This window comes from Xanthomonas sp. MUS 060 (assembly GCF_000963215.1).
In the GTDB taxonomy this organism is placed as follows: domain Bacteria; phylum Pseudomonadota; class Gammaproteobacteria; order Xanthomonadales; family Xanthomonadaceae; genus Xanthomonas_A.
Map to the genome: position 1 here is coordinate 1 of NZ_JZIM01000025.1, position 22,088 is coordinate 22,088.

19 protein-coding genes are annotated in these 22,088 nt (G+C 62.1%); 7 read left to right on the forward strand and 12 right to left on the reverse strand.

The features are described 5' to 3' along the window. Positions 1-38: 38 nt before the first annotated feature. The 3 genes from rpiA (at position 39) to XANALMUS060_RS15180 (ending at position 2,359) form a co-directional block, all read left to right on the forward strand. Complete coding sequence (gene rpiA, locus XANALMUS060_RS15170) at positions 39-686, forward strand: ribose-5-phosphate isomerase RpiA (protein WP_045739157.1); 648 nt, start codon at positions 39-41, stop codon at positions 684-686. A gap of 283 nt (positions 687-969) precedes the next feature. Beyond that, on the forward strand, positions 970-1,419 hold the full coding sequence (locus tag XANALMUS060_RS15175; RefSeq protein WP_045739158.1) for a DUF192 domain-containing protein: 450 nt from the start codon (positions 970-972) through the stop codon (positions 1,417-1,419). Between the two features lie 94 nt (positions 1,420-1,513). Further along, complete coding sequence (locus XANALMUS060_RS15180) at positions 1,514-2,359, forward strand: SirB1 family protein (RefSeq protein ID WP_045739159.1); 846 nt, start codon at positions 1,514-1,516, stop codon at positions 2,357-2,359. A 230-nt stretch (positions 2,360-2,589) separates the two neighbouring features. Here the strand turns inward: XANALMUS060_RS15180 and XANALMUS060_RS15185 are convergent, their stop codons facing one another. After that, a complete protein-coding gene (locus XANALMUS060_RS15185) occupies positions 2,590-2,781 on the reverse strand; it encodes a rubredoxin (RefSeq protein ID WP_045728182.1) in 192 nt (63 codons plus the stop codon). A gap of 77 nt (positions 2,782-2,858) precedes the next feature. Between XANALMUS060_RS15185 and thiE the strand changes: the two genes are divergently transcribed. Then, positions 2,859-3,482: a thiamine phosphate synthase gene (gene thiE, locus XANALMUS060_RS15190; RefSeq protein WP_045739160.1), complete on the forward strand. Its 624-nt coding sequence runs from the start codon at positions 2,859-2,861 to the stop codon at positions 3,480-3,482. 202 nt (positions 3,483-3,684) lie between these two features. Continuing rightward, positions 3,685-5,016 (forward strand): glutamate-1-semialdehyde 2,1-aminomutase, encoded by a 1,332-nt coding sequence (gene hemL, locus XANALMUS060_RS15195; protein WP_045739161.1) that lies wholly within the window; start codon positions 3,685-3,687, stop codon positions 5,014-5,016. Here the strand turns inward: hemL and XANALMUS060_RS15200 are convergent. The 3 genes from XANALMUS060_RS15200 to XANALMUS060_RS15210 form a co-directional block, all read right to left on the reverse strand. Next, a complete protein-coding gene (locus tag XANALMUS060_RS15200) occupies positions 4,998-6,230 on the reverse strand; it encodes an acetylornithine transaminase (RefSeq protein ID WP_045739162.1) in 1,233 nt (410 codons plus the stop codon). The genes hemL and XANALMUS060_RS15200 overlap by 19 nt on opposite strands. A gap of 87 nt (positions 6,231-6,317) precedes the next feature. Further along, positions 6,318-6,740 (reverse strand): VOC family protein, encoded by a 423-nt coding sequence (locus XANALMUS060_RS15205; RefSeq protein WP_045739163.1) that lies wholly within the window; start codon positions 6,738-6,740, stop codon positions 6,318-6,320. Between the two features lie 368 nt (positions 6,741-7,108). Beyond that, the gene (locus XANALMUS060_RS15210) at positions 7,109-7,765 is read right to left on the reverse strand and encodes a serine/threonine-protein kinase (protein WP_045739164.1); all 657 of its coding nucleotides are present in this window, start codon (positions 7,763-7,765) and stop codon (positions 7,109-7,111) included. 48 nt (positions 7,766-7,813) lie between these two features. On the opposite strand from XANALMUS060_RS15210, the gene XANALMUS060_RS15215 reads away from it, so the two are divergent. Continuing rightward, complete coding sequence (locus XANALMUS060_RS15215; protein ID WP_045739165.1) at positions 7,814-9,829, forward strand: bifunctional DedA family/phosphatase PAP2 family protein; 2,016 nt, start codon at positions 7,814-7,816, stop codon at positions 9,827-9,829. A gap of 144 nt (positions 9,830-9,973) precedes the next feature. On the opposite strand, the gene XANALMUS060_RS15220 is transcribed toward XANALMUS060_RS15215, so the two are convergent. Beyond that, complete coding sequence (locus XANALMUS060_RS15220) at positions 9,974-14,047, reverse strand: non-ribosomal peptide synthetase (RefSeq protein ID WP_235430537.1); 4,074 nt, start codon at positions 14,045-14,047, stop codon at positions 9,974-9,976. Between XANALMUS060_RS15220 and XANALMUS060_RS22230 the strand changes: the two genes are divergently transcribed. Further along, positions 13,979-14,257, forward strand: coding sequence for a hypothetical protein (locus XANALMUS060_RS22230; protein WP_235430538.1), 279 nt, complete (start codon positions 13,979-13,981; stop codon positions 14,255-14,257). The two genes, XANALMUS060_RS15220 and XANALMUS060_RS22230, sit on opposite strands and share 69 nt — an antisense overlap. Positions 14,258-14,445: 188 nt before the next feature. Here XANALMUS060_RS22230 and XANALMUS060_RS17660 read toward each other — a convergent pair whose 3' ends face one another. The 7 genes from XANALMUS060_RS17660 to XANALMUS060_RS15245 form a co-directional block, all read right to left on the reverse strand. Further along, positions 14,446-14,712: an AMP-binding protein gene (locus XANALMUS060_RS17660; protein WP_052688194.1), complete on the reverse strand. Its 267-nt coding sequence runs from the start codon at positions 14,710-14,712 to the stop codon at positions 14,446-14,448. Positions 14,713-14,819: 107 nt separating this feature from the next. Next, positions 14,820-15,602 carry a condensation domain-containing protein gene (locus XANALMUS060_RS21340; RefSeq protein WP_052688195.1) on the reverse strand — a complete coding sequence of 261 codons (783 nt, stop codon included), beginning with the start codon at positions 15,600-15,602 and terminating at the stop codon, positions 14,820-14,822. Then, on the reverse strand, positions 15,560-15,922 hold the full coding sequence (locus tag XANALMUS060_RS21345; RefSeq protein ID WP_255352387.1) for a condensation domain-containing protein: 363 nt from the start codon (positions 15,920-15,922) through the stop codon (positions 15,560-15,562). Before XANALMUS060_RS21345 ends, XANALMUS060_RS21340 begins: the two co-directional genes overlap by 43 nt. Before the next feature lie 182 nt (positions 15,923-16,104). Next, positions 16,105-16,725 (reverse strand): condensation domain-containing protein, encoded by a 621-nt coding sequence (locus XANALMUS060_RS15225; protein ID WP_045739166.1) that lies wholly within the window; start codon positions 16,723-16,725, stop codon positions 16,105-16,107. A 737-nt stretch (positions 16,726-17,462) separates the two neighbouring features. Beyond that, positions 17,463-17,933, reverse strand: coding sequence for an AMP-binding protein (locus tag XANALMUS060_RS15235; protein ID WP_045739168.1), 471 nt, complete (start codon positions 17,931-17,933; stop codon positions 17,463-17,465). Further along, positions 17,866-21,159, reverse strand: a complete 3,294-nt coding sequence (locus tag XANALMUS060_RS15240; RefSeq protein WP_052688197.1) for an amino acid adenylation domain-containing protein — start codon at positions 21,157-21,159, stop codon at positions 17,866-17,868. The genes XANALMUS060_RS15235 and XANALMUS060_RS15240 overlap by 68 nt, the downstream gene beginning before the upstream one ends. 260 nt (positions 21,160-21,419) lie before the next feature. Next, positions 21,420-22,088 (reverse strand): phosphopantetheine-binding protein (locus XANALMUS060_RS15245; protein ID WP_045739169.1); only part of this gene is annotated, 669 nt, incomplete at its 5' end.

Sequence of the window (22,088 nt, forward strand, 5' to 3'; positions counted from 1 at the left end):
GCCCCACGGCACCCCTAATCCCGCCCCCGGAATCCCCCATGTCCGAAGCAAAACGCCTTGCCGCCGAGAAAGCCATCGAGTACGTCGAGGACGGCATGATCGTCGGTGTCGGCACCGGCTCCACCGTCGCCTACTTCATCGATGCGCTCGGCCGCATCGGCCATCGCCTCAAGGGCGCGGTCTCCAGCTCCGAGCACAGCACCGCGCGCCTGCGCCAGCACGGCATCGACGTGCTGGAACTGAACCACACCGGCACCCTGTCGCTGTATGTGGATGGCGCCGACGAATGCGATCCGAACAAATGCCTGATCAAAGGCGGCGGCGCCGCACTGACCCGCGAAAAAATCATCGCCGAGGCGAGCGAGCGCTTTGTCTGCATCGTCGACCCCAGCAAGCAGGTGCAGACCCTGGGCGCATTCCCGCTGCCAATCGAAGTGATCCCGATGGCGCGCAGCCTGGTTGCCCGTGAAATCCTGGCGCGCAGCGGCGGCCAGCCGGTCTGGCGCGATGGCGTGGTCACCGACAACGGCAACGTGATACTCGATGTGCATCACCTCTCGATCACCGACCCGCTCACGCTGGAGCGCGAGTTGAATCAAATCCCCGGTGTGGTCTGCGTCGGCCTGTTTGCGCGCCGCCGCGCCGATGTGGTGATCGTCGGCGGCGAGCCGCCACGGGTGTTTTGATTCGGGATTCGGCGATGTTTTCCGGTGCCGCATCGCGATCGACCGATTCGGCCATCGGATCGCCTCCATCGGCGACCATCGCGATGTGGTTGTCGGCGCGGTTTACGCCGCGACGCTTTGCATGCCTTGCCGCTCGCGCATCGCGAGCAAGATCACTCCTACAGAAACAAAAGTGTCCGCAGCCGCAGCACAAGCGCCACGCCAGGAATTCCGTCAGACGCTTGACTCCCCGCGCACGATGCAACAAGGTGCGCGCTCTCCTTCCCGCATTTATTGCAACGCCATGTCCCTGTCCCGAGCCCTTAGCGTTCTTTTCCTTGTCGCACTGAGCAGCTGTGCCAGCGCTGGCGATCACTGGGTGGAACTGGGCGGACACCGCTATCAGGTCGAGTTGGCGCAGGACGACGCCACCCGCGCACGCGGGCTGATGTTTCGTGACCAGTTGGAGGCCGACCACGGCATGCTGTTCATCCACGAACACGAAGAACCCCAAGCCTACTGGATGAAAAACACCAAGATCCCGCTGGACATTCTCTACTTCGACACCCAGCGCAAGCTGGTGGCGCAGCAGCGCAATGTGCCACCGTGTTCGGCGGGTAACAGCTGCCCACCGTATCCGAGCAATGCGCCGGCGCGCTACGTGCTCGAACTGAACGCCGGTCAGGCCGAGCAACTCAAATTGCAAAACGGTGCCGAACTGCGCTTCGACCCGAGCATTCCGCAGGCCCATTGACTCCACAGCGGGCCGCCATCACGGCGCTGAACCGACATCGCTGTCAGGAAATGCCGGACTTGATCGGGCCACGTTTTGCCGCCAGTCTTCGAGCATGGCCGACGCACTGACATTGCCAAGCTGGAACACCCTGTCCACTCTGGACGACGATGCGCTGCCATTGCTGGCAACCGCGCTGCTGATCGCACGCGACGAATATCCGGAACTGGATGCGGCCCACTACGACACGCTGGCGCAAAACCATGCCGACCATCTGCGGCACGAGGTCGCGCTGATCGAACCATGGCCGCTGAAAATGGCGGCGATCAATCGCCATCTGTTCGAAGAGCTTGGCTATAGCGGCAATCACGACGAATACTACGACCCGCGCAACAGTTACATGAACCAGGTGTTCGAGCGCCGCCTGGGCAACCCGATCTCGCTGGCGCTGGTGCAAATGGAAGTGGCCCGGCGCCTGGGCATCCCGCTGGATGGCGTGTCCTTCCCTGGACATTTCCTGGTCCGCCTGCCGGTGGACGATGGTCTGCTGGTCATGGACCCGTTTAACGGCGGCCGCCCACTGGCGGTGGAAGAACTCCGCGAACGCGTGCGACCACACCTGGGCGGGGAAAACCCGGACGACCGTGCGCTACTGCAGATACTGAATCCGGCTCCGCACCGCGCGATCCTCACCCGGGTGCTGCGCAACCTGCACGGCGTCTATGCCGAACGCAAGGAATGGGACCGTGCCGCACGCAGCGCCGACCGGGTACTCAAGCTGATGCCCGACCAATCGGACGCCCTGCGTGACCGGGGCCTGGCCTATCTGCAACTGGACTATGTGCTCGGCGCCCGCCACGATCTGAGCCGCTATCTGCAGCTAAATCCGGAAGCGCACGACGCCTTGACGATCCGCGAACGCCTGGTGGAACTGAGCGCACGCGCACAACGGATGCATTGAGGCGCGATGGATTGACCTACATCGCTGGGTCGCCGCAATCGAGCAAGGGCTTAAAAAGGGTCGCCCAGTCGAGAAACCGCTACCCAGCGCTGTAGGCATCCGGACGCTGCGCGATTGCAGGGAAGGCACCAGTCACAGCGTAGCGAAGAGTGAAGCCGCGCAGCGAAAACCGCGCAAGCAACATCTCAACGAAGCCGCGCACCGGCGGAAAACATCCAATCTCAACCAAATTACTCAATCGTCACCATCTCGAAATCGTCCTTGGTGACGCCGCAATCGGGGCAGGTCCAAGTGTCGGGCACATCTTCCCAGCGAGTCCCCGGCGCGATGCCTTCCTCCGGCAAACCGTCGGCCTCGTTGTAAATGAAGCCGCAGACGACGCACATCCAGGCGCGGTAGATGGTGGTAGTGGTATCGCTCATTGGATAATCGCAGGTCTACGGCAGGGGAAAGCGCCATTGTCCCATCGCCGCCGACGTATCGAAAGGCTTGCACCTGCATGAGCACATCCACCACGCCTCGCGGCGTGTACCTCATTACCCCGGACGAGACCGATGGCACACGCCTGCTGGAACGGGTGGCACCATTGCTGGAACAGGGCGTGACCTGGCTGCAATACCGCAACAAGCGCGCCGATGCGGCGCAGCGTCTGGCCCAGGCCAGCGCGTTACAGGCCATGTGCCTGCGGGCCGGGGTGCCATTGATCATCAACGACGAGGTGATGCTGGCACAGACGGTCGGCGCCGCTGGCGTGCATCTGGGCGAGGACGACGGCGACCTGGGGCGCGCCCGCGCCATGCTCGGACCACACGCGCTGATCGGCGCGTCTTGCTACAACGACCTACAGCGCGCCCACGCCGCCGCCGCCGCCGCCGCCAGCTATGTCGCGTTCGGCGCGTTCTTTCCCAGCCGCAGCAAGGTCGCCACACGCCGCGCCGATCCTGGCCTGCTGCGCGACGCCGCATCACTGGGACTGCCACGCGTGGCGATCGGCGGCCTGACCCCCGACAACGCCCGCGCCGTCGTCGGCGCCGGTGCCGATCTGCTGGCGGTGATCAGCGGCGTGTTCGACGCCGCCGATCCGCAGGCCGCACTGGCGGCCTATCGCGCCTGTTTCGCCTGATGCGCTGGCAGGGCCGGCATGGCGTCTGCGCGCACGCTCCACGCCCCGACTCACCCCCGATATCCACGCCACGTCCGCCGCCCACATGGCATGAGAACAGCACGTCCGCCGCCAATACGCATGGCGACTCCCCACCACAGCCGCGACAATCACCGCACATGCGCCATGCGCACGCCCGCTCAGCCCGCCGAGGATGTCCCCCATGCAGCACGCCCGCTCACACGCCCTGTTCGCACAAGCGCAATCGCTGATCCCCGGCGGAGTCAATTCGCCGGTGCGCGCCTTCAAATCGGTCGGCGGCGAACCGTTCTTCGTGCAGCGCGCCGACGGCCCGTATCTGTACGACGTGGACGGTCACCGCTACATCGACTACGTCGGCTCGTGGGGACCGATGATCGCCGGCCACAACCACCCGGCGGTGCGCGAGGCGGTGCAGCGCGCGATCGCCGACGGGCTATCGTTCGGCGCGCCATGCCCGGCCGAGGTGACGATGGCGCAGACCATCTCCCGGCTGGTGCCTTCGTGCGAGATGGTGCGCATGGTCAACTCCGGGACCGAAGCCACGCTATCGGCCGTGCGTCTGGCGCGCGGCGCGACCGGGCGCAGCCGCATCGTCAAATTCGAAGGCTGCTATCACGGCCACGGCGATTCGTTCCTAGTCAAGGCCGGCAGCGGCATGCTGACTCTGGGCGTGCCGACCTCCCCTGGCGTGCCGGCAGCGCTGAGCGAACTCACCGCCACACTGGCCTACAACGACGTCGAGGGCGCTAACGCGCTGTTCGCGCAGATGGGCGATGAGATCGCCGCCGTCATCATCGAGCCGGTGGTCGGCAACGCCAACTGCATCCCGCCGCGCGCCGGCTACCTGCAGCATCTGCGCGCACTGTGCACCCAGCATGGCGCATTGCTGATTTTCGACGAAGTGATGACCGGCTTCCGCGTCGCCCTCGGCGGCGCGCAGGCGCACTATGGCGTGGTGCCGGACCTGACCACCTTCGGCAAGATCATCGGCGGTGGCATGCCTGTGGGCGCCTATGGCGGACGCGCCGCGCTGATGCGACAAATCGCGCCATCTGGCCCGATCTATCAGGCCGGTACGCTGAGCGGCAATCCGGTGGCAATGGCCGCCGGCCTGGCGCTGCTGGAGTTGATCCAGGCACCGGGCTTCCACCAACGTCTGGAGGCCAGCACCACGGCGTTGTGCGCCGGGCTCGAACAAGCCGCCGCCGCCGCTGGCGTGGCCGTCACCACCAATCAAGTCGGTGGGATGTTCGGCCTGTTCTTCACCAGCGAGAAGGTGGAGACCTACGCACAGGCCACCGCCTGCGACACCGCCGCGTTCAACCGCTTCTTCCACGCGATGCTCGCACGCGGTGTGTTCCTGGCCCCTTCGGCATACGAAGCCGGATTCGTCTCCAGCGCCCACGACGACGCCGTATTGGCGGCGACGCTGCAAGCAGCACGCGAGGCGTTTGCGGAGGTCGCTGCGGCTGACCAGGCCCGAAGCGATAACGCTCAACGCGTGGCGAGGTAATCGCGCAAAGCGCCGCGCAGACGCGTCAGGCCGGCGCTCACTTCGGCATCGCTGAGGTTCAACGCCGGCACGAAGCGCAACACATCCGGACCCGCTTGCAGGATCAGCACGCCATGCGCGGCGGCATGATCGAGAATCGCGCCCGCCTGACCCGCGTGCGCCGAGGTCAGCACCGCGCCCAGCATCAGGCCACGGCCGCGCACCTGGGAAAACAGCGCGAAATCGTCGTTGAGCGCGGCCAATCCCTGGCGTAACGCCGCCGACTGCTTGGCCACATTGGCAGCGATCGGCGCCGATGCCAGCTTGCGTAGCGCCACCCGTGCCACCGCCGCCGCCAGCGGATTGCCGCCAAAGGTGGTGCCATGCGCGCCGAACTGCATGGCCTCGGCCACCTTCGGCCCGGCCAGCATCGCCCCGATCGGAAAGCCACCGCCCAGCGCCTTGGCCAGGGTCACGATGTCCGGCGTCACCTCGTCTTGCCAATGCGCGAACAAGGTGCCGGTGCGGCCCATGCCGCATTGGATTTCGTCCAGAACCAGCAAGGCGTCATGACGATCGCACAGCGCGCGCACCTGTGCCAGGAAGCCCGGCGCGGCCGGCATGACCCCGCCCTCGCCCTGCACCGGCTCCAGCATCACCGCAGCCACATCGCCGGTGGCCATCGCCGTTTCCAGTTGCGCGATGTCGTTGAAGTCGACGTAGCGGAAGCCGCCAGGCAACGGTTCGTAGCCTTCCTGATATTTAGGCTGCGCGGTCGCGGTGACCGCCGCCAGCGTCCGGCCGTGGAAGCTGCCGCGAAAGGTCACGATGACCCGCTGCTGCGGCGCGCGCCCCTGGTTGGCGGCCCACTTGCGCACCAGTTTGATCGCCGCCTCATTGGCCTCGGCGCCGGAATTGCACAGGTACACCTTGTGCGCGAACCGCGACGCCTCGACCAACTCCTCGGCCAGACGCAACGGTGGCTCGCTGTAGAACACATTGCTGGTGTGCCACAGCTTGCCCGCCTGCTCCAGCAGCGCCGCATGCAGATCCGGATCGTTGTGACCGAGCCCGCACACGGCGATGCCGGCGGCCAGATCGATGTAGTCGCGCCCCTCGCTATCCCACAAGGTGGAGCCCTGGCCACGCTCCAGCACCAAGTGACGCTGGCGGTAGATCGGCAGGCAATAGCGCTGGGCGAGGGCGATCAGCTGCGCGGCGGCAGAAGCGGTCATCGAAGCAATCCAGCAGGGAAAAGCCGATTATAAAGAAAAGACCACCGCGACCGCCTGCGCGCTCAGCGGCGTGAAAACGCAAAGCGATTACCATCCTCCGGTGTTGGGCATCGACGCCCACGGCTCGGCCGGAGCCAGTGCATCGCCCTTCTGCAGCAGTTCGATCGAGATCAGGTCGGGGCTGCGCACGAAGGCCATGCGTCCGTCGCGCGGCGGACGGTTGATGGTCACGCCCTGCGCTTGCAGGTGCGCGCAGATGGCGTAGATGTCATCGACCTCGAACGCCAGATGACCGAAATTACGCGCGCTACCGTAGTCCTCGTCCGAGCCCCAGTTGTAGGTCAGCTCGACTTCGGCATCGGGGTTTTCCGGCGCGCCGAAATACACCAGGGTGAACTTACCCGCCGCGTTCTCGATGCGACGGGTCTCGTACAGGCCCAGACCTTCGGTAAAGAACGCGCTGGTCTTTTCCAGATCGTGGACGCGGATCATGGCATGCAGGTATTTCATCGCGACACTCCAGTGAATGGGGAAAACGGCTGAACGCCTGCGTACTCGCCACGCAGCAGCGCTACCCTACGCCGATGTACAGGGTAGCGCCGACACCGAGCAAGCAGGTCGATGCCGGCGCGGCTTGCCACAGGAACAAGCGATGCTGCCGCAACGACGGCAAGCGCCAGCGGCGCCACGGTGTGCCGCTTCGACCGGCACGGCGGCGGGGTAGATGGCGCTCGCACTCATGCGCGTGGAAGCAACACTTCGCACGCTTTTAGAAGCACAAGGTGATGCAGATGCCCAGCGGACGAGGCAACGATGCAAGCGACGCCGCGCCTGCCCTGCATCGCCAGCAATGCGCGAGACGCATCGCCCGCAACGACTCACGGTTTCGGCCCCTGCCCTTCGTTGTCCTCCCAGTGCAGCACGCGCCGGGTCACGAAACGGTACACCTGCTTGCCACTGGCGAACCACAGCGTGCGCACCCAGGAATGGCGCTTGAGTAGACGCCGTTCCACTGGCGTCAGCGCATGCGCGCAATACATGCGCTTGTGCTTGAGCAGATGGCGCAGATCCTCGCGTGCCAGCAAGCGCATCCAGCGCGAACGTGGCGCCCCACGCACCGCCAGTTGGAAATCGATCAACGCCGGACGACCGTCTTCCAGCACCAGCCAATTCGCTTCCTTGGCCAGGTCGTTGTGCGCCACCCCGCGCCGGTGTACTTGCTGCAACAGACGCCGGGCATTGCGGAAGTACGCCAGATCCCCCCGCGGCGGCCGCTGGTACATCGCCGCGCCGGCCAGATAGCTGCGATCCAGGAAGGTGCCGTCCCAACCGCGCAATTGCGGAGTGGCCGCCATGCCCGCCAACTGCCGCAACGCGCAGGCTTCGCGCCGCGCCAGCCACCATGCCGGCAGACGCAACCACCACGGCGAGGCGCTCAGATCGCGGCGCACGAAGCGCGCATCGCCTTCGCCCAACAACAGGATGCGCCCGAAGCTGTCGGACTTGAGGATCTGAACGGAATCGGCGGCAGGCATCGTCCCAGTTTACGCGGAACACCCTCCAGAGCCGCCTATACTTTACGGATGAATGTCTCATGGACCGATGCCACGCTGGCGTGGATCGCAGCACACCCTATGCTGGCCGGCGTGGTCATCTTCGCGATCGCGCTCTGCGATGCGGTCATCATCCTCGGCACGGTGGTGCCGGCGCTGCCGCTGTTGTTCGCGATCGGCGTCTTGATCGGCCTGGGCAAGATTTCCGGTCCATATGCAGTCCTCAGCGCAGCGCTCGGCGCACTGATCGGCGACGCGTTCAGCTATTGGGTCGGATACCGCTGGGGCCACCGGCTGCGCAGCTACTGGCCGTTCAAACGCTATCCGCAGTGGCTGGACCGTGGCGAGGCGATGTTCCGCCGCAATGCGTTCAAAAGCATCTTGGTCGCCCGCTACGTGGGCGCGATCCGGCCATTCGTGCCCGCGGTGGCAGGCATGTCGAAGATGCCGCTACGGCGCTACCTGCCGCCCAGCAGTGTGGCGGCGGTGACCTGGGCACTGCTGTTCCTCGGGCCGGGCTGGCTACTCGGCCAGGCTTACGAGGCGGTGGCGGCGGTGGCCGGGCGCCTGTTCCTGGTTCTGGGCCTGCTGGCGTTGGCGCTGGCGCTGGCCTGGACCATCGTGCTGTACGGCTACCGTTGGTCGGCCGGGCACATGGATGCGCTGTTGTCGCGCGCGCTGGACTGGTCGCACCGGCACCCGGTGCTCGGTCGCTATTCGGTGGCCGTGTTCGACCCGCAACGGCGCGAGTCCGTGCCGTTGGCGATGCTGGCGACGATGTTGCTGGCGCTGGGCTGGGGCTGGTTCGCACTGCTGATGCTGGTGATCGCGCACGACGCGCCGCTGCGCCTGGACCTGGCCGTGCACGAGCTGATGCTGGCGCTGCGCAATCCATTGGCGGATGCGCCGATGACCGCGCTGGCCTCGCTCGGCAACTGGCAGGTATTGGCACCGGCCACCGCACTCGGCTTGGGCTATCTGGCTTGGCGTAGACGCTGGATGGCCGCGGTGCACTGGCTGGCGGCGCTGGCGTTTGGCCTGGCCTTGACCAAACTGCTCGGGAGCACCGTGCAGGTGGTGCACCCACCAACCGCCAGCAGCGGTTTCGGCTTCCCATCGGTCGCCGTGACCATGGCCACGATCAACTTCGGCTTCTTCGCGGTACTGATCGCACGCGAACTCCCCGGGCGCTCCAGGGTTTGGCCGTATCTGCTATCAGGCGCGGTGGTCACGCTGATCGGCTTCGCCCGCCTCTACCTGGGCGCGCATTGGCTCAGCGACGTGGTCGGCGGCATGCTGTTCGGCATCTTCTGGCTGTTGGTGCTGGGCATCGCCTACCGCCGTCGCCTCCACCGCAGATTCTGGATAACACCGCTGGCCTGGCTGTTCTACGGTGGATTCGTGATCGCCGCGCTGTACTACGCACCCCGAGACCTGGAACGCAAACTAGCCAAGTTCGAACCGGCGCCGCCGCCGCTGCTGCAGATCACGACCTCGGCGTGGTGGCGGCACGACTGGCAGCAACTGCCACCGCGCCGCAACGCATTCGACGACGACCAACGCTGGCCGCTGAACTTACAAGTGGCAGGATCGCTGGCACCATTGCAACATCAACTCGCTGCCGCTGGTTGGCGAGTGCAAGCACAGGCCGGCTGGCGACAAGCCCTGCAACTGCTCGACGACACGGCCACCCCGGCACAGGTGCCGGTATTGCCAGCGACACTGGATAGCCGAGTGGAATCGCTGCTGATGCTGCGCCCTGGCAAGCGCCCAGACGAACTGTACGCGCTACGGCTGTGGCCAGCCGCCGCACACCTGCAGCCAGGCAACCTGCCGCTGTGGCTTGGCAGTGCGCAGCGTCTGCACTACGAACGCCATTTCAACCTGATCGGGATGTGGCGGCCGCTACCGGACACCGAGCCGGCACTGGACACGGTCACCGACGCACTGCACGCACTGCCTACACGCACGCAGGTGCAACACGCGCCACAGGGTGACGTGCTGCTGGTGCGCAGCGACGGTGAAACGCCAACGACAGACCCCTGAGACACAGCAAGACCATCGGCTATACCAGGCCTTTCGTCACGACGCCCCCGATTTTGAGTACCGCGTTGGTTTGGAGTCCAATCGCCCAATTGGACTCCGCATCCGGATACGACTCGAAAACAGGGGATGTATCGGGTCGAGTGATCAGGCTTTGCTTATTGCCTCCGAAAGAGCCATCGATAAGATTTCGACATTCTGCGGCTGCATCATGGATTGATGCGTGCCTGGAACTTTCATGTGGAAAATAGAATCCTTCGGCAAAACTGCTTGCCAACTCTGGAATGCACTCTCTTGGAGCAGACTTCCCTTCATGGCTTCCGAAGCCTCAAATAGATGCACCCGCATCGGAATCGATGGCGCAGAATACTCGATAGCCGATTTTATGAATTTAGCACGCATCGTGTAATCCAACACTTCGCTTTGCGTCATCTGCCCTGGCACCTTCATCTGCTCTGGCGAAAAGAACATCTGCCTGCAAAAATTCACGACCTCGCTGAATTCTTCCGATTGGTTTTCCATACGCGCGTTCTGCACACCCAAGATATGACGAATAACATCTTCGCTGTCGATACCATAAAAAGAGGCCATCTTTTCCTTCAGCAGAACATTACTGGAAAGGTGAATCGTATCGAAAAGACCTAGGAATTCGACTGACATATCGGATTTTACAAGCTGATTCGCCATTTCATAAGCCACAATCCCACCGAACGACCAACCGGCCAGACGATATGGACCGGAGAGCTGAACCTGCCGAATTCTTTCGATTGCTTGAGCAGCCATTTCTTGGATGGAATGTATCGAAGAACCCTCAGAACATTCAACGCCATAAACCGGAATCCCGGCGCGTAGGAATTTCTCGATCTCCATGCCATACATGGCATGCCCTGAAATGTCATAAAGAAGAAACAGCGGTGGCTCACTACCTTCTTCGCGGAAAGGAATCAGGCCGTCATGAGTATCATCATATCCTCCGTTCTGGAAATGGGCCGCCAATGAAATGACATCGGGATGAGAGAACAGATCGCCCATGGAGATTTCGACTCCGGCCTGCTTGAGACGACTCACGACCTGTACCGCCAGTAGCGAATGTCCACCGAGCGCGAAGAAATTGTCGTGCCGACCTATCGTGTCCAGCTCCAGCAGGTCACTCCAGATCGCGGCAATGGTGTGTTCGATCGCCCCCTGCGGTGCTTCATACGCACGCGCCGCATAGGCCGCGCTGTCTGGCGCGGGTAATGCCTTGCGATCCAGCTTACCGTTCGGGTTCAGCGGGAGACAATCCAACTGCACATAGGCCGCCGGGACCATGTAATCAGGCAGCGCAGCCGATAGCCAGCTACGCAATACCTCAGCATCCACATACTCGGCACCGACCCAATACGCCACCAGCCGTTTGTCGCCGCCCGTCGCATCTTCCAGCGCGATCACCGCGCACTCGCGCACATCCGGATGCGCACTCAGCCGCGTCTCGATCTCGCCCAGCTCGATGCGGAAGCCACGGATCTTGACCTGATGATCGTTGCGCCCCGCGAACTCGATCGTACCATCGGGACGCCAACGTCCCAGATCGCCGCTGCGGTACATCCGCGCCGTCGGATCATCGCTGAATGGATCGGGGAGAAAGCGCTCGGCGGTCAAATCGTCACGATTCAGATAACCACGCGCCACACCCGCGCCACCAATATAAATCTCGCCCGTGACCCCCATGGGTACAGGCTGCTGATATTTATCCAGAAAATAGAACTGCGTATTTGCCACAGGCCGACCAATAGTCACCACAAAATCTTCATTGCGTTCGATCGGCAGCCAACTCGAATAGGTCGTTGTTTCCGAAGGACCATACATATTGCACAGGCGCTGGACTTGCGTCTTGGCAAAAAGATCCTCCACAAGCTGACGCTTGAGCGTTTCGCCTCCAACATTGACCGTCTGTACGCCCTGCCCCAATCCACTGGAATCCAACACTGCCTTCAGTGCCGACGGCACTGTATTGATCAACGTCAAGTCATCCCCACCGGCTTGCAGCGCCAGGAGATTGTCGACCACCTCCGTTGCACCACCGCAAATCAGCGGTGTAAAGCATTCGTAGACCGCCATATCGAAGTTCAACGAGCTGGAAAACAGAGTTCTGGCCAGGACCGATGGCCCGTAAAAACGCTCCGCCCAGATCAACAGATTCACCGTGTTGCGGTGTTCGATGATCACCCCCTTGGGCCGGCCCGTGGAACCGGACGTGTAGATCACGTAGGCAAGATGGGCCGACGTCAGACCGTCGATCGACAGATTCGACACCGCCTGATCCTGCCCGCGCCATTCATCCAGATTGACGATGGGCATTGACGCGGCCAGCAGCAAGTTCAAGGTGGATGTCTGTGCCAGAACCGCGATCGGAGCGCTATCTTCGAGCATGTAGGTCAGACGTTCGACAGGATAGACCGGATCCAGCGGCGCATAGGCGCCACCTGCCTTCAGCACCGCCAGCATCGCCACCACCATCTCGATGCTGCGCCGCATGCAAATCGCCACCCGGTCATCCGGGCGCACACCCAATCCGCACAGATAGTGCGCCAGTTGGTTGGCACGCGCATTCAACTCGCCATAGGTCAGCGATACCTCGCCCTGCACCACCGCGATGGCCGATGGTGTCCGCGCCACCTGTGCCTCGAATAATTCGTGCACACACGCATCGCGCGGATAATCGACCGCCGTCGCATTCCATTGCCTCAATACCTGATGGCGTTCGGCTTCGCCCAGCAGTGGCAGACGGTCCACCGCCAGATCGTCAGCGCCTTCGGCGACCATCGCGGCCAATAGATGCCGCCAATTCCCCATCCACCGCTCCACCGTCGAACGGTCGAACAAGGCTGTTGCATACGTCACGCTGCCGATGATCCCCTCCTCACTCTCGGCAAACAGCAGCATCAGATCGAACTGCGCACTCGTCCGTGCAACATCAAGTGCGCTGGCCTCGATCTCGCCAAGATCCAGTGCAGACTGCGGCAGGTTCTGCCACGCGAACATCACCTGGAACAACGGCGCATACGCCTGACTACGCGGCGGTTGAACGAGTTCCACCACCTGCTCGAACGAGATGTCCTGATGCACCTGCGCTTGCAGTGCGCGCTGCTTCACCGAGGCCAACAGTTGCGCCAGTGTCGGCGAGCCGGACAACTCCACGCGCAACGCCAGCATGTTCATGAAAAACCCGATCAGCCCCTCGGTCTCGGAGCGACCACGATTAGCGACCGGGCTGCCGATCACCACTTCGTCCTGGCCGGACAGACGCGACAGCAGCATTGCCCAACTGGCCAGCAGCGTCATATACATCGTCACCCCATGCCGCTGACTCAGCGCCTTCAGCGCGTGCGCCTGCGGCGGATCGATAACCATCTCCAGCATCGCGCCAGCATGGTCCTGACGGGGCGGACGTGGACGATCCGTCGGTAACTCCAGCAGCACCGGCGCACCGGACAGCGTTTCGCGCCAGTAGGTCGCCTGCTGCTCCAGCACCTTGCCAACCAGCCATTGCCGCTGCCAACTCGCATAATCGGCGTACTGGATGGGCAATGGGTCCAGCGGATCGGCGGTACCACGTGCAAAGGCGCGATACAGCACGCTCAACTCGTCGATCAAAACCCCCATCGACCAGCCGTCCGAGACGATGTGGTGCATGGTCACGAGCAGGACGTGCTCGTCATCGGCAAGTCGTATCGACCGGCCACGGATCAGCGGACCACGCTCCAACACGAACGGCGCCTGTGCCTCCTGAGCCAATAGTTGCTCAAGTACGCTCTTCCGATTAGGCACATGACGCAAATCCTGATCGATCAGATGAAAGCCCGTATCCTCGGCGGCGATCTGCTGCAATGCCTGGCCGTCGACCAGTGCGAAGGTCGTGCGTAGCGACGCATGCCGGGCCACGATGCGATCCAACGCACGTTGCAGCGCCTGCTTATCCAGCACGCCGCGCAAACGCAACCCACAGCTGATGTGATACGCCCGACTGACGCCTTCAAATTGCGACAGAAACCAGAGACGTTGTTGAGCAAACGACAGCAAGCGCGGCGCATCGGACTGCAGCGGCACAATCGGCGGCAAGACCGTACTGGACGAAGACGCCACACACGCGGCAAGCTGTTGGAGTGTGGCATGCGTAAACAACTCGGCCACACCGATCTCGGCATCGAGCTCCTGACGCAAGCGCCAAGCGACCCGCACCGCCAACAGCGAATGTCCACCGAGTGCAAAGAAGTTGTCGTGCCGCCCGATCGTCTCCAGACCCAGCAGGTCACGCCAGATCACCGCAATCGCCTGTTCGATTTCACCCTGCGGTGCTTCATACGCACTCGCCACATAGGCAGCACCATCAGGTGCAGGCAATGCCTTACGATCCAGCTTGCCGTTCGAATTCACCGGCAAGCAATCTAGCTGCACATAAGCGGCAGGCACCATGTAATCCGGTAGAGTCGCCGACAGCCAGCTGCGCAAATCCTCTGCACCAAGATGTTCGGACGTCACGCCCTCGGCACCAACCCAATACGCCACCAGCCGCTTGTCGTTACCCCCGGCCTCGTCCAATGCCACCACCACGCACTCGCGCACGTCCGGATGCGCGCTCAGGCGTACTTCGATTTCGCCCAGCTCGATACGGAAGCAGCGGATCTTGACCTGNTCAGCACCGCCAGCAACGCCACCACCATCTCGACGCTACGCGGCACGCACACTGCCACGCGGTCATCCGGGCGCACACCCAACTCGCGCAGGTAATGCGCCAATTGGTTGGCACACACATTCAACTGGCCATACGTCAGCGCGACATTGTTTTGAACAATCGCAATTGCCGATGGATCACGCGCCACCTGTGCCTCGAACAATGCATGCACACAGGCATCGCGCGCGAGGATAATCCGCCTTGGTCGCATTCCACTGCGTCAGCAGCTGATGGCGCTCGGCCTCGTCCAGCAACGGCAGACGGTCCACCGCCCGATCTTCAGCACCTTCGGCCACCATCGCCGCCAACAGATGCCGCCAATGCCCGATCCAACGCTCCAGCGTCGCATGCTCGAACAGCGCGGCGGCATAGATCAGACTGCCGACAATCCCCTCCTCGCTCTCGGCCAATGACAGCGATAGGTCGAACTGCGCACTTGTCTGCGCGGTGGTGAGACGCCACCATCGCCGCCAACAGATGCCGCCAATGCCCGATCCAACGCTCCAGCGTCGCATGCTCGAACAGCGCGGCGGCATAGATCAGACTGCCGACAATCCCCTCCTCGCTCTCGGCCAATGACAGCGATAGGTCGAACTGCGCACTTGTCTGCGCGGTGGTGAGACCGCTCGCCTCGATTTCACCAAGATCCAGTTCGCCCTGCGGCGTGTTCTGCCAGGCGAACATCACCTGGAACAGCGGCGCATGCGCCAGACTGCGTGGCGGCTGCAGCAGTTCGACCACCTGCTCGAACGGGATGTCCTGATGCACCTGCGCTTGCAATGCGCGTTCCTTCACCGAGGCCAGCAATTGCGCCAGCGTCGGCGAGCCGGACAATTCCACCCGCAGGGCCAGCGTGTTGACGAAGAAGCCGATCAATCCTTCGGTCTCGGAGCGGCCACGATTGGCTACAGGGCTGCCGACCACCACATCGTCCTGCCCGGACAGACGCGCTAGCAGCAGCGCCCAACTGGCAAGTAACGTCATATACATCGTCAGGCCATGGCGCTGGCTCAGTGCCTTCAGCGCCTGCGCCTGCTGCGGACCGATGACCACCTCCAGCATCGCCCCGGCATGATCCTGACGCGCTGGACGCGGACGATCCGATTGGCTACAGGGCTGCCGACCACCACATCGTCCTGCCCGGACAGACGCGCTAGCAGCAGCGCCCAACTGGCAAGTAACGTCATATACATCGTCAGGCCATGGCGCTGGCTCAGTGCCTTCAGCGCCTGCGCCTGCTGCGGACCGATGACCACCTCCAGCATCGCCCCGGCATGATCCTGACGCGCTGGACGCGGACGATCCGTGCGTGGGCAACTCCAGCAATACCGGTGCGCCGGACAGCGTCTCGCGCCAGTAGGTCGCTTGCTGCTCCAGCACATCGCCTGTCAACCATTGCCGCTGCCAGCTTGCATAATCGACGTACTGGATTGGCAATGGTGGCAGCGGATCGGCTTCGCCACATGCAAAGGCCCGATACAGCGCACTCAACTCGTTGATCAAAACCCCCATCGACCATCCATCCGACACGATGTGGTGCATCGTGACGAAGAGGACGGACTCGTCATCGGCAAGGCGTATCAGCCGACCACGGATGCAGCAATACCGGTGCGCCGGACAGCGTCTCGCGCCAGTAGGTCGCTTGCTGCTCCAGCACATCGCCTGTCAACCATTGCCGCTGCCAGCTTGCATAATCGACGTACTGGATTGGCAATGGTGGCAGCGGATCGGCTTCGCCACATGCAAAGGCCCGATACAGCGCACTCAACTCGTTGATCAAAACCCCCATCGACCATCCATCCGACACGATGTGGTGCATCGTGACGAAGAGGACGGACTCGTCATCGGCAAGGCGTATCAGCCGACCACGGATGAGCGGGCCGTGCTCCAACGCAAATGGCGCTTGCGCTTCCTCGGTCAAAAGTTTCTCAAGCACCACCTCACGATCAGGCACACCGCACAGATTGTGAGCGACCAAATGGAAGCCGGTGTCCTCGTCAGCGACATGCTGCAACGTCTGCCCATCGACCAGCGCGAAGGTCGTGCGCAGCGACGCATGCCGAGCCACGATGCGGTCCAATGCACGCTGCAACGCCTGCGTATCCAATGCCCCACGCAAGCGCAGGCCACCGCTGACGTGATACGCCTGGCTGACGCCCTCGAAGCGGGCCGTGCTCCAACGCAAATGGCGCTTGCGCTTCCTCGGTCAAAAGTTTCTCAAGCACCACCTCACGATCAGGCACACCGCACAGATTGTGAGCGACCAAATGGAAGCCGGTGTCCTCGTCAGCGACATGCTGCAACGTCTGCCCATCGACCAGCGCGAAGGTCGTGCGCAGCGACGCATGCCGAGCCACGATGCGGTCCAATGCACGCTGCAACGCCTGCGTATCCAATGCCCCACGCAAGCGCAGGCCACCGCTGACGTGATACGCCTGGCTGACGCCCTCGAACTGCGACAGGAACCAGAGCCGTTGCTGCGCAAACGACAGCACCCGCGGTGCATCCGGCTCCAGCGGCACGATCGGCGGCAAGATCGCGCTGGACGAGGACGCCTGCCACACAAGCGGCAAGGTCTTGCAACGTCGCATGCGTAAACAGCTCGGCCACGCCAATCTCGACACCCAATTCCTTGCGCACACGCGAGGCGACCCGCACCGCCAGCAGCGAATGTCACACAAGCGGCAAGGTCTTGCAACGTCGCATGCGTAAACAGCTCGGCCACGCCAATCTCGACACCCAATTCCTTGCGCACACGCGAGGCGACCCGCACCGCCAGCAGCGAATGTCCACCCACCGAGCGCGAAGAAGTTGTCCTGCCGCCCAATGCTCTCTAGACCCAATAGATCGCACCAGATCGCCGCGATGGTTTGTTCAATCGCGCCCTGTGGCGCTTCATACGCACGCGCCGCATAGGCCTCTCTAGACCCAATAGATCGCACCAGATCGCCGCGATGGTTTGTTCAATCGCGCCCTGTGGCGCTTCATACGCACGCGCCGCATAGGCTGGGGGGCATCCGGTGCGGGTAACGCCTTCCGATCCAGCTTGCCGTTCGGGGTCAGCGGCAGACGATCCAACTGCACATACGCCGCCGGGACCATGTAATCCGGCAGCACGTCCGATAGCCAATTGCGCAGGGCCTCTACACCCAGATCTTCAGACATCACGTCCTCGGCACCGACCCAATACGCCACCAGCCGTTTGCCGTTACCTGTCGCATCTTCCAGCGCCACGACCACGCACTCGCGCACATCCGCATGTGCGCTCAACCGCGCCTGGATCTCGCCCAGTTCAATACGAAAGCCGCGCAGTTTGATTTGGTCGTCATTGCGACCGAGATAATCGAGATTGCCATCTGCACTCCAACGCGCCAGATCGCCGCTGCAGTACATGCGCGCACCGGGATATTCTGCGAACGGATCGGGGACGAAACGTTCGGCGGTCAGATCGGGGCGTCCCAAATAACCGCGCGCCAGCTGTGGTCCGGCGATATGCAGCTGACCGGCCACGCCAATCGGCGCCAATTTCCCATATGCATCGAGTACGTACAGGCGCAGATGCGCAATCGGTTGACCGATCGGCACGCGACCGTTGCGCGCACGCGCATCGTCGGCGGTGGTCGTATGAACTGCGCAGCCGACCACCGTCTCGGTGGGGCCGTACTCGTTGATGAGACGGGTGTGCGGTGCGAGAGCTTGCCAACGGATCCGGTGCGGGTAACGCCTTCCGATCCAGCTTGCCGTTCGGGGTCAGCGGCAGACGATCCAACTGCACATACGCCGCCGGGACCATGTAATCCGGCAGCACGTCCGATAGCCAATTGCGCAGGGCCTCTACACCCAGATCTTCAGACATCACGTCCTCGGCACCGACCCAATACGCCACCAGCCGTTTGCCGTTACCTGTCGCATCTTCCAGCGCCACGACCACGCACTCGCGCACATCCGCATGTGCGCTCAACCGCGCCTGGATCTCGCCCAGTTCAATACGAAAGCCGCGCAGTTTGATTTGGTCGTCATTGCGACCGAGATAATCGAGATTGCCATCTGCACTCCAACGCGCCAGATCGCCGCTGCAGTACATGCGCGCACCGGGATATTCTGCGAACGGATCGGGGACGAAACGTTCGGCGGTCAGATCGGGGCGTCCCAAATAACCGCGCGCCAGCTGTGGTCCGGCGATATGCAGCTGACCGGCCACGCCAATCGGCGCCAATTTCCCATATGCATCGAGTACGTACAGGCGCAGATGCGCAATCGGTTGACCGATCGGCACGCGACCGTTGCGCGCACGCGCATCGTCGGCGGTGGTCGTATGAACTGCGCAGCCGACCACCGTCTCGGTGGGGCCGTACTCGTTGATGAGACGGGTGTGCGGTGCGAGAGCTTGCCAACGGGCTAGCGTGGCCGGCGGCAGCGCTTCGCCGCCGACCACCATGACGGCGGGGCTCAGCGGTGCTGGATGGCCAGCCAATTGCTGACCCAACACTTCCAGATGCGCCGGGGTGAGCTTGACCAACCCCAGCGGTGTCGAATCACACAGGCGTTGCCGCAAGGCATCGAGGGTGTCATGTTCGGGCAGCAGTTCGACCTGGGCACCACACAGCAACGGGGCGAGCAGACTGGTCAATGTGGCGTCGAAGGACAGCGACGAGGACACCACCGCGCTTGGCTGCGGCTGATAGTTCTGCACAACCCATTGCAGGTAATGCGCTGCACCGGCATGGGTGAGCAAGGTGCCCTTGGGTCGGCCGGTGGAGCCGGATGTGTAGATGACATACGCCAAATGGTGAGCGGTCAAACCATTGGCATGGTGGTCGGAATTGTTGTATGGAAGATGCGCCCAGCGCTCGCCATCGGCGTGTAGATCAACAATAACCGCAGAAGTGGCACTGTCCTCGAACAGACCGCGGCTGGTGGTGTCCGTTAGCACCGCCACCGCGCCGCAATCGGCTTGCATGTAGGCCAGCCGCTCTGGAGGATAAGCCGGATCCAGCGGCACATACGCACCACCGGCCTTCAGCACCGCCAGCAGCGCCACCACCATCTCGACACTGCGCTGTACGCAGATTGCCACGCGATCATCCGGGCCGACGCCCAATTCACGCAGATAATGCGCCAGACGGTTGGCACGTGTATTCAACTCGGCATACGTCAGCGACACTTCGCCCTGCACCACCGCGATGGCCGAGGGTGTCCGCACCACCTGTGCTTGGAACAATTCATGCACACACGCATCGCGGGTATACTCCGCTGCCGTTGCATTCCACTCCATCAGCAGCTGATGGCGCTCAGCCTCGGGCAGAACATCGAGATCGCGCACCGCCGTTTCAGGCGCATGGACAAGCGCGTCGGCAAGCCCTTCCAGCGCCTTCACCAGGAACGCGCAGATCCGTCCTGGAACCAGTGGCCGTTGTGACTGCACCGTCAGTACAAAACCCGAGCCTACATCGTCGACAGAGATGCCAAGCGGATAATTCGTCCGCTCGTGAACTGACAGCATCTGGATTCCCTCCCAGGCCATCGCTTCGGCAGAGCCTTCCGCCTGGACGCTATACCGATAATTCAGTAGTGAGGTAAACAACGGCGCTGGCGCTGGGACATTGCTGCAACGCTGCACCAGCGATAGTGGTGCGTGCTCATGCCGCAACAGCGCTGCAAGGCGTTGTTGCACTAAACGCACACTCTCCAACACGCTGGACCCATTAATCTCAATCCGCAGCGGCAAGGTATTGATGAACATACCCAACGCACGGTCGGATCCCGCGCCGCCCTGCATGCGGCCAAACAACACGGTTCCGAATACAACACGCTCATGACCCGTGGCACGCGCCACCACCTGCGCCCAGGCCAGATGGAACAGGCTGGCCACACTCACGCCAAGCGTGCGTGCATGGTTGCATAACAATGCCGACAGCCGAGCCGGCAGCTCGAACCTCACTTCCGCCACATCCGATCCATCGCTCTGTATATCGGCCAGACCAAACGGCGCGCAGGATTCATCCACATCACCGAGCAGCGTGCGGAAATACGCCTCGTGTTCCTCGCGGCTCACGCCAAGTAGCGACTGCGCCACAAAATTGCGGAACGGTACCGAAGGGGGCAAGCTGGCTGCTTCGCCGCATAAGTGACATTTGACTTCTTCTAACACAATCTCCAGCGTGGTGTGATCGAGCGCAAGGTGATGACTGAGTAGCTGCAGCAACCAGCGATCATTCGCCGGATCGTACGCAGCAAAGCCGCGCATCAGCGGTGCCTGACGCACATCCATGCGCCAGTGCCGTGGATCGAAGCGCGATTGCAACTGTGTGGCTACATCGCCATCGGCGTCATCCAGGCAAATCTCCTGGATCATCAACGGCGCATGCCGCCACACGACCTGTACCGGTGCGGCAAGGCCTTCCCAGAGTACCGCCGTGCGCAGGATGTCGTGACGATCGATCACGCGTTGCATTGCATCGACGAACCCATCCAAACGCGAACGCCTGTCGAACGCGATCAGGTTCGGCAGCACATAAGCGTCGCCTTCACGCTGCAGTAGGTGATGGAAAAAGATGCCTTCCTGCAATGGGGCGAGCGGATAGATGTCCTGGATGTTTTCAGAACCACCAGGCGTCATTTTTGAAATATTTTTAATTTCACCTCTTGATATATTTAATAAAACCCTATTGTCACGAATAAGTTCATCGCCATGCTTCAATCCATCGAAAGCTCCTTTATTTAACTCCTCAATTATAACCTCCTTGTTATTTTTAATAAACTCACGAGCACCTACATCAAGCGCCCCCTTTCTACAAGAAATCCGCAAATTGAGTCCATCATCGCTCAATGAGAGGGATATTTTATTTAATTTAAATTCAAGGAATAGATCTGATATTTTCATATGATAACCTCCTCAATTGAATCAACATCAAAAGAGGATGAGCAATATTTCATTTGATTGTTATCACTTAATGGCATGGTATGAGCTGCCAGAGCAACCAACGTTGGCGTAGCGAAAAGACTCTGAATATCGGCCTGCAGACCCAGCTGGCGCATGCGCTCAATCAGCGTCACTGCCAACAGCGAATGTCCACCTAATGCAAAGAAGTTGTCGTGCCGCCCGATCGTCTCCAGACCCAGCAGGTCACGCCAGATCACCGCAATCGCCTGTTCGATTTCACCCTGCGGTGCTTCATACGCACTCGCCACATAGGCAGCACCATCAGGTGCAGGCAATGCCTTACGATCCAGCTTGCCGTTCGAATTCACCGGCAAGCAATCTAGCTGCACATAAGCGGCAGGCACCATGTAATCCGGTAGAGTCGCCGACAGCCAGCTACGCAAATCCTCTGCACCAAGATGTTCGAACGTCACGCCCTCGGCACCAACCCAATACGCCACCAGCCGCTTGTCGTTACCCTCGGCCTCTTCCAATGCCACCACCACGCACTCGCGCACGTCCGGATGCGAGCTCAGGCGTACTTCGATTTCGCCCAGCTCGATACGGAAGCAGCGGATCTTGACCTGATGATCGTTACGCCCCACAAACTCGATCGTCCCATCGGC

Excerpts from the sequence above, each read along its gene's own strand:
- XANALMUS060_RS15205 (WP_045739163.1), bottom strand. The coding sequence starts at position 6,740 with ATGAAATACCTGCATGCCATGATCCGCGTCCACGATCTGGAAAAGACC.
- XANALMUS060_RS15180 (WP_045739159.1), top strand. The coding sequence starts at position 1,514 with ATGGCCGACGCACTGACATTGCCAAGCTGGAACACCCTGTCCACTCTG.
- hemL (WP_045739161.1), top strand. The coding sequence starts at position 3,685 with ATGCAGCACGCCCGCTCACACGCCCTGTTCGCACAAGCGCAATCGCTG.
- rpiA (WP_045739157.1), top strand. The coding sequence starts at position 39 with ATGTCCGAAGCAAAACGCCTTGCCGCCGAGAAAGCCATCGAGTACGTC.
- XANALMUS060_RS21340 (WP_052688195.1), bottom strand. The coding sequence starts at position 15,602 with ATGCTGGAGGTGGTCATCGGTCCGCAGCAGGCGCAGGCGCTGAAGGCA.
- XANALMUS060_RS15175 (WP_045739158.1), top strand. The coding sequence starts at position 970 with ATGTCCCTGTCCCGAGCCCTTAGCGTTCTTTTCCTTGTCGCACTGAGC.
- XANALMUS060_RS15200 (WP_045739162.1), bottom strand. The coding sequence starts at position 6,230 with ATGACCGCTTCTGCCGCCGCGCAGCTGATCGCCCTCGCCCAGCGCTAT.
- XANALMUS060_RS15235 (WP_045739168.1), bottom strand. The coding sequence starts at position 17,933 with ATGTACTGCAGCGGCGATCTGGCGCGTTGGAGTGCAGATGGCAATCTC.
- XANALMUS060_RS15240 (WP_052688197.1), bottom strand. The coding sequence starts at position 21,159 with ATGACGCCTGGTGGTTCTGAAAACATCCAGGACATCTATCCGCTCGCC.
- XANALMUS060_RS15210 (WP_045739164.1), bottom strand. The coding sequence starts at position 7,765 with ATGCCTGCCGCCGATTCCGTTCAGATCCTCAAGTCCGACAGCTTCGGG.
- XANALMUS060_RS21345 (WP_255352387.1), bottom strand. The coding sequence starts at position 15,922 with ATGTGCTGGAGCAGCAAGCGACCTACTGGCGCGAGACGCTGTCCGGCG.
- XANALMUS060_RS22230 (WP_235430538.1), top strand. The coding sequence starts at position 13,979 with ATGCGTAAACAACTCGGCCACACCGATCTCGGCATCGAGCTCCTGACG.
- XANALMUS060_RS15215 (WP_045739165.1), top strand. The coding sequence starts at position 7,814 with ATGAATGTCTCATGGACCGATGCCACGCTGGCGTGGATCGCAGCACAC.
- XANALMUS060_RS15185 (WP_045728182.1), bottom strand. The coding sequence starts at position 2,781 with ATGAGCGATACCACTACCACCATCTACCGCGCCTGGATGTGCGTCGTC.
- thiE (WP_045739160.1), top strand. The coding sequence starts at position 2,859 with ATGAGCACATCCACCACGCCTCGCGGCGTGTACCTCATTACCCCGGAC.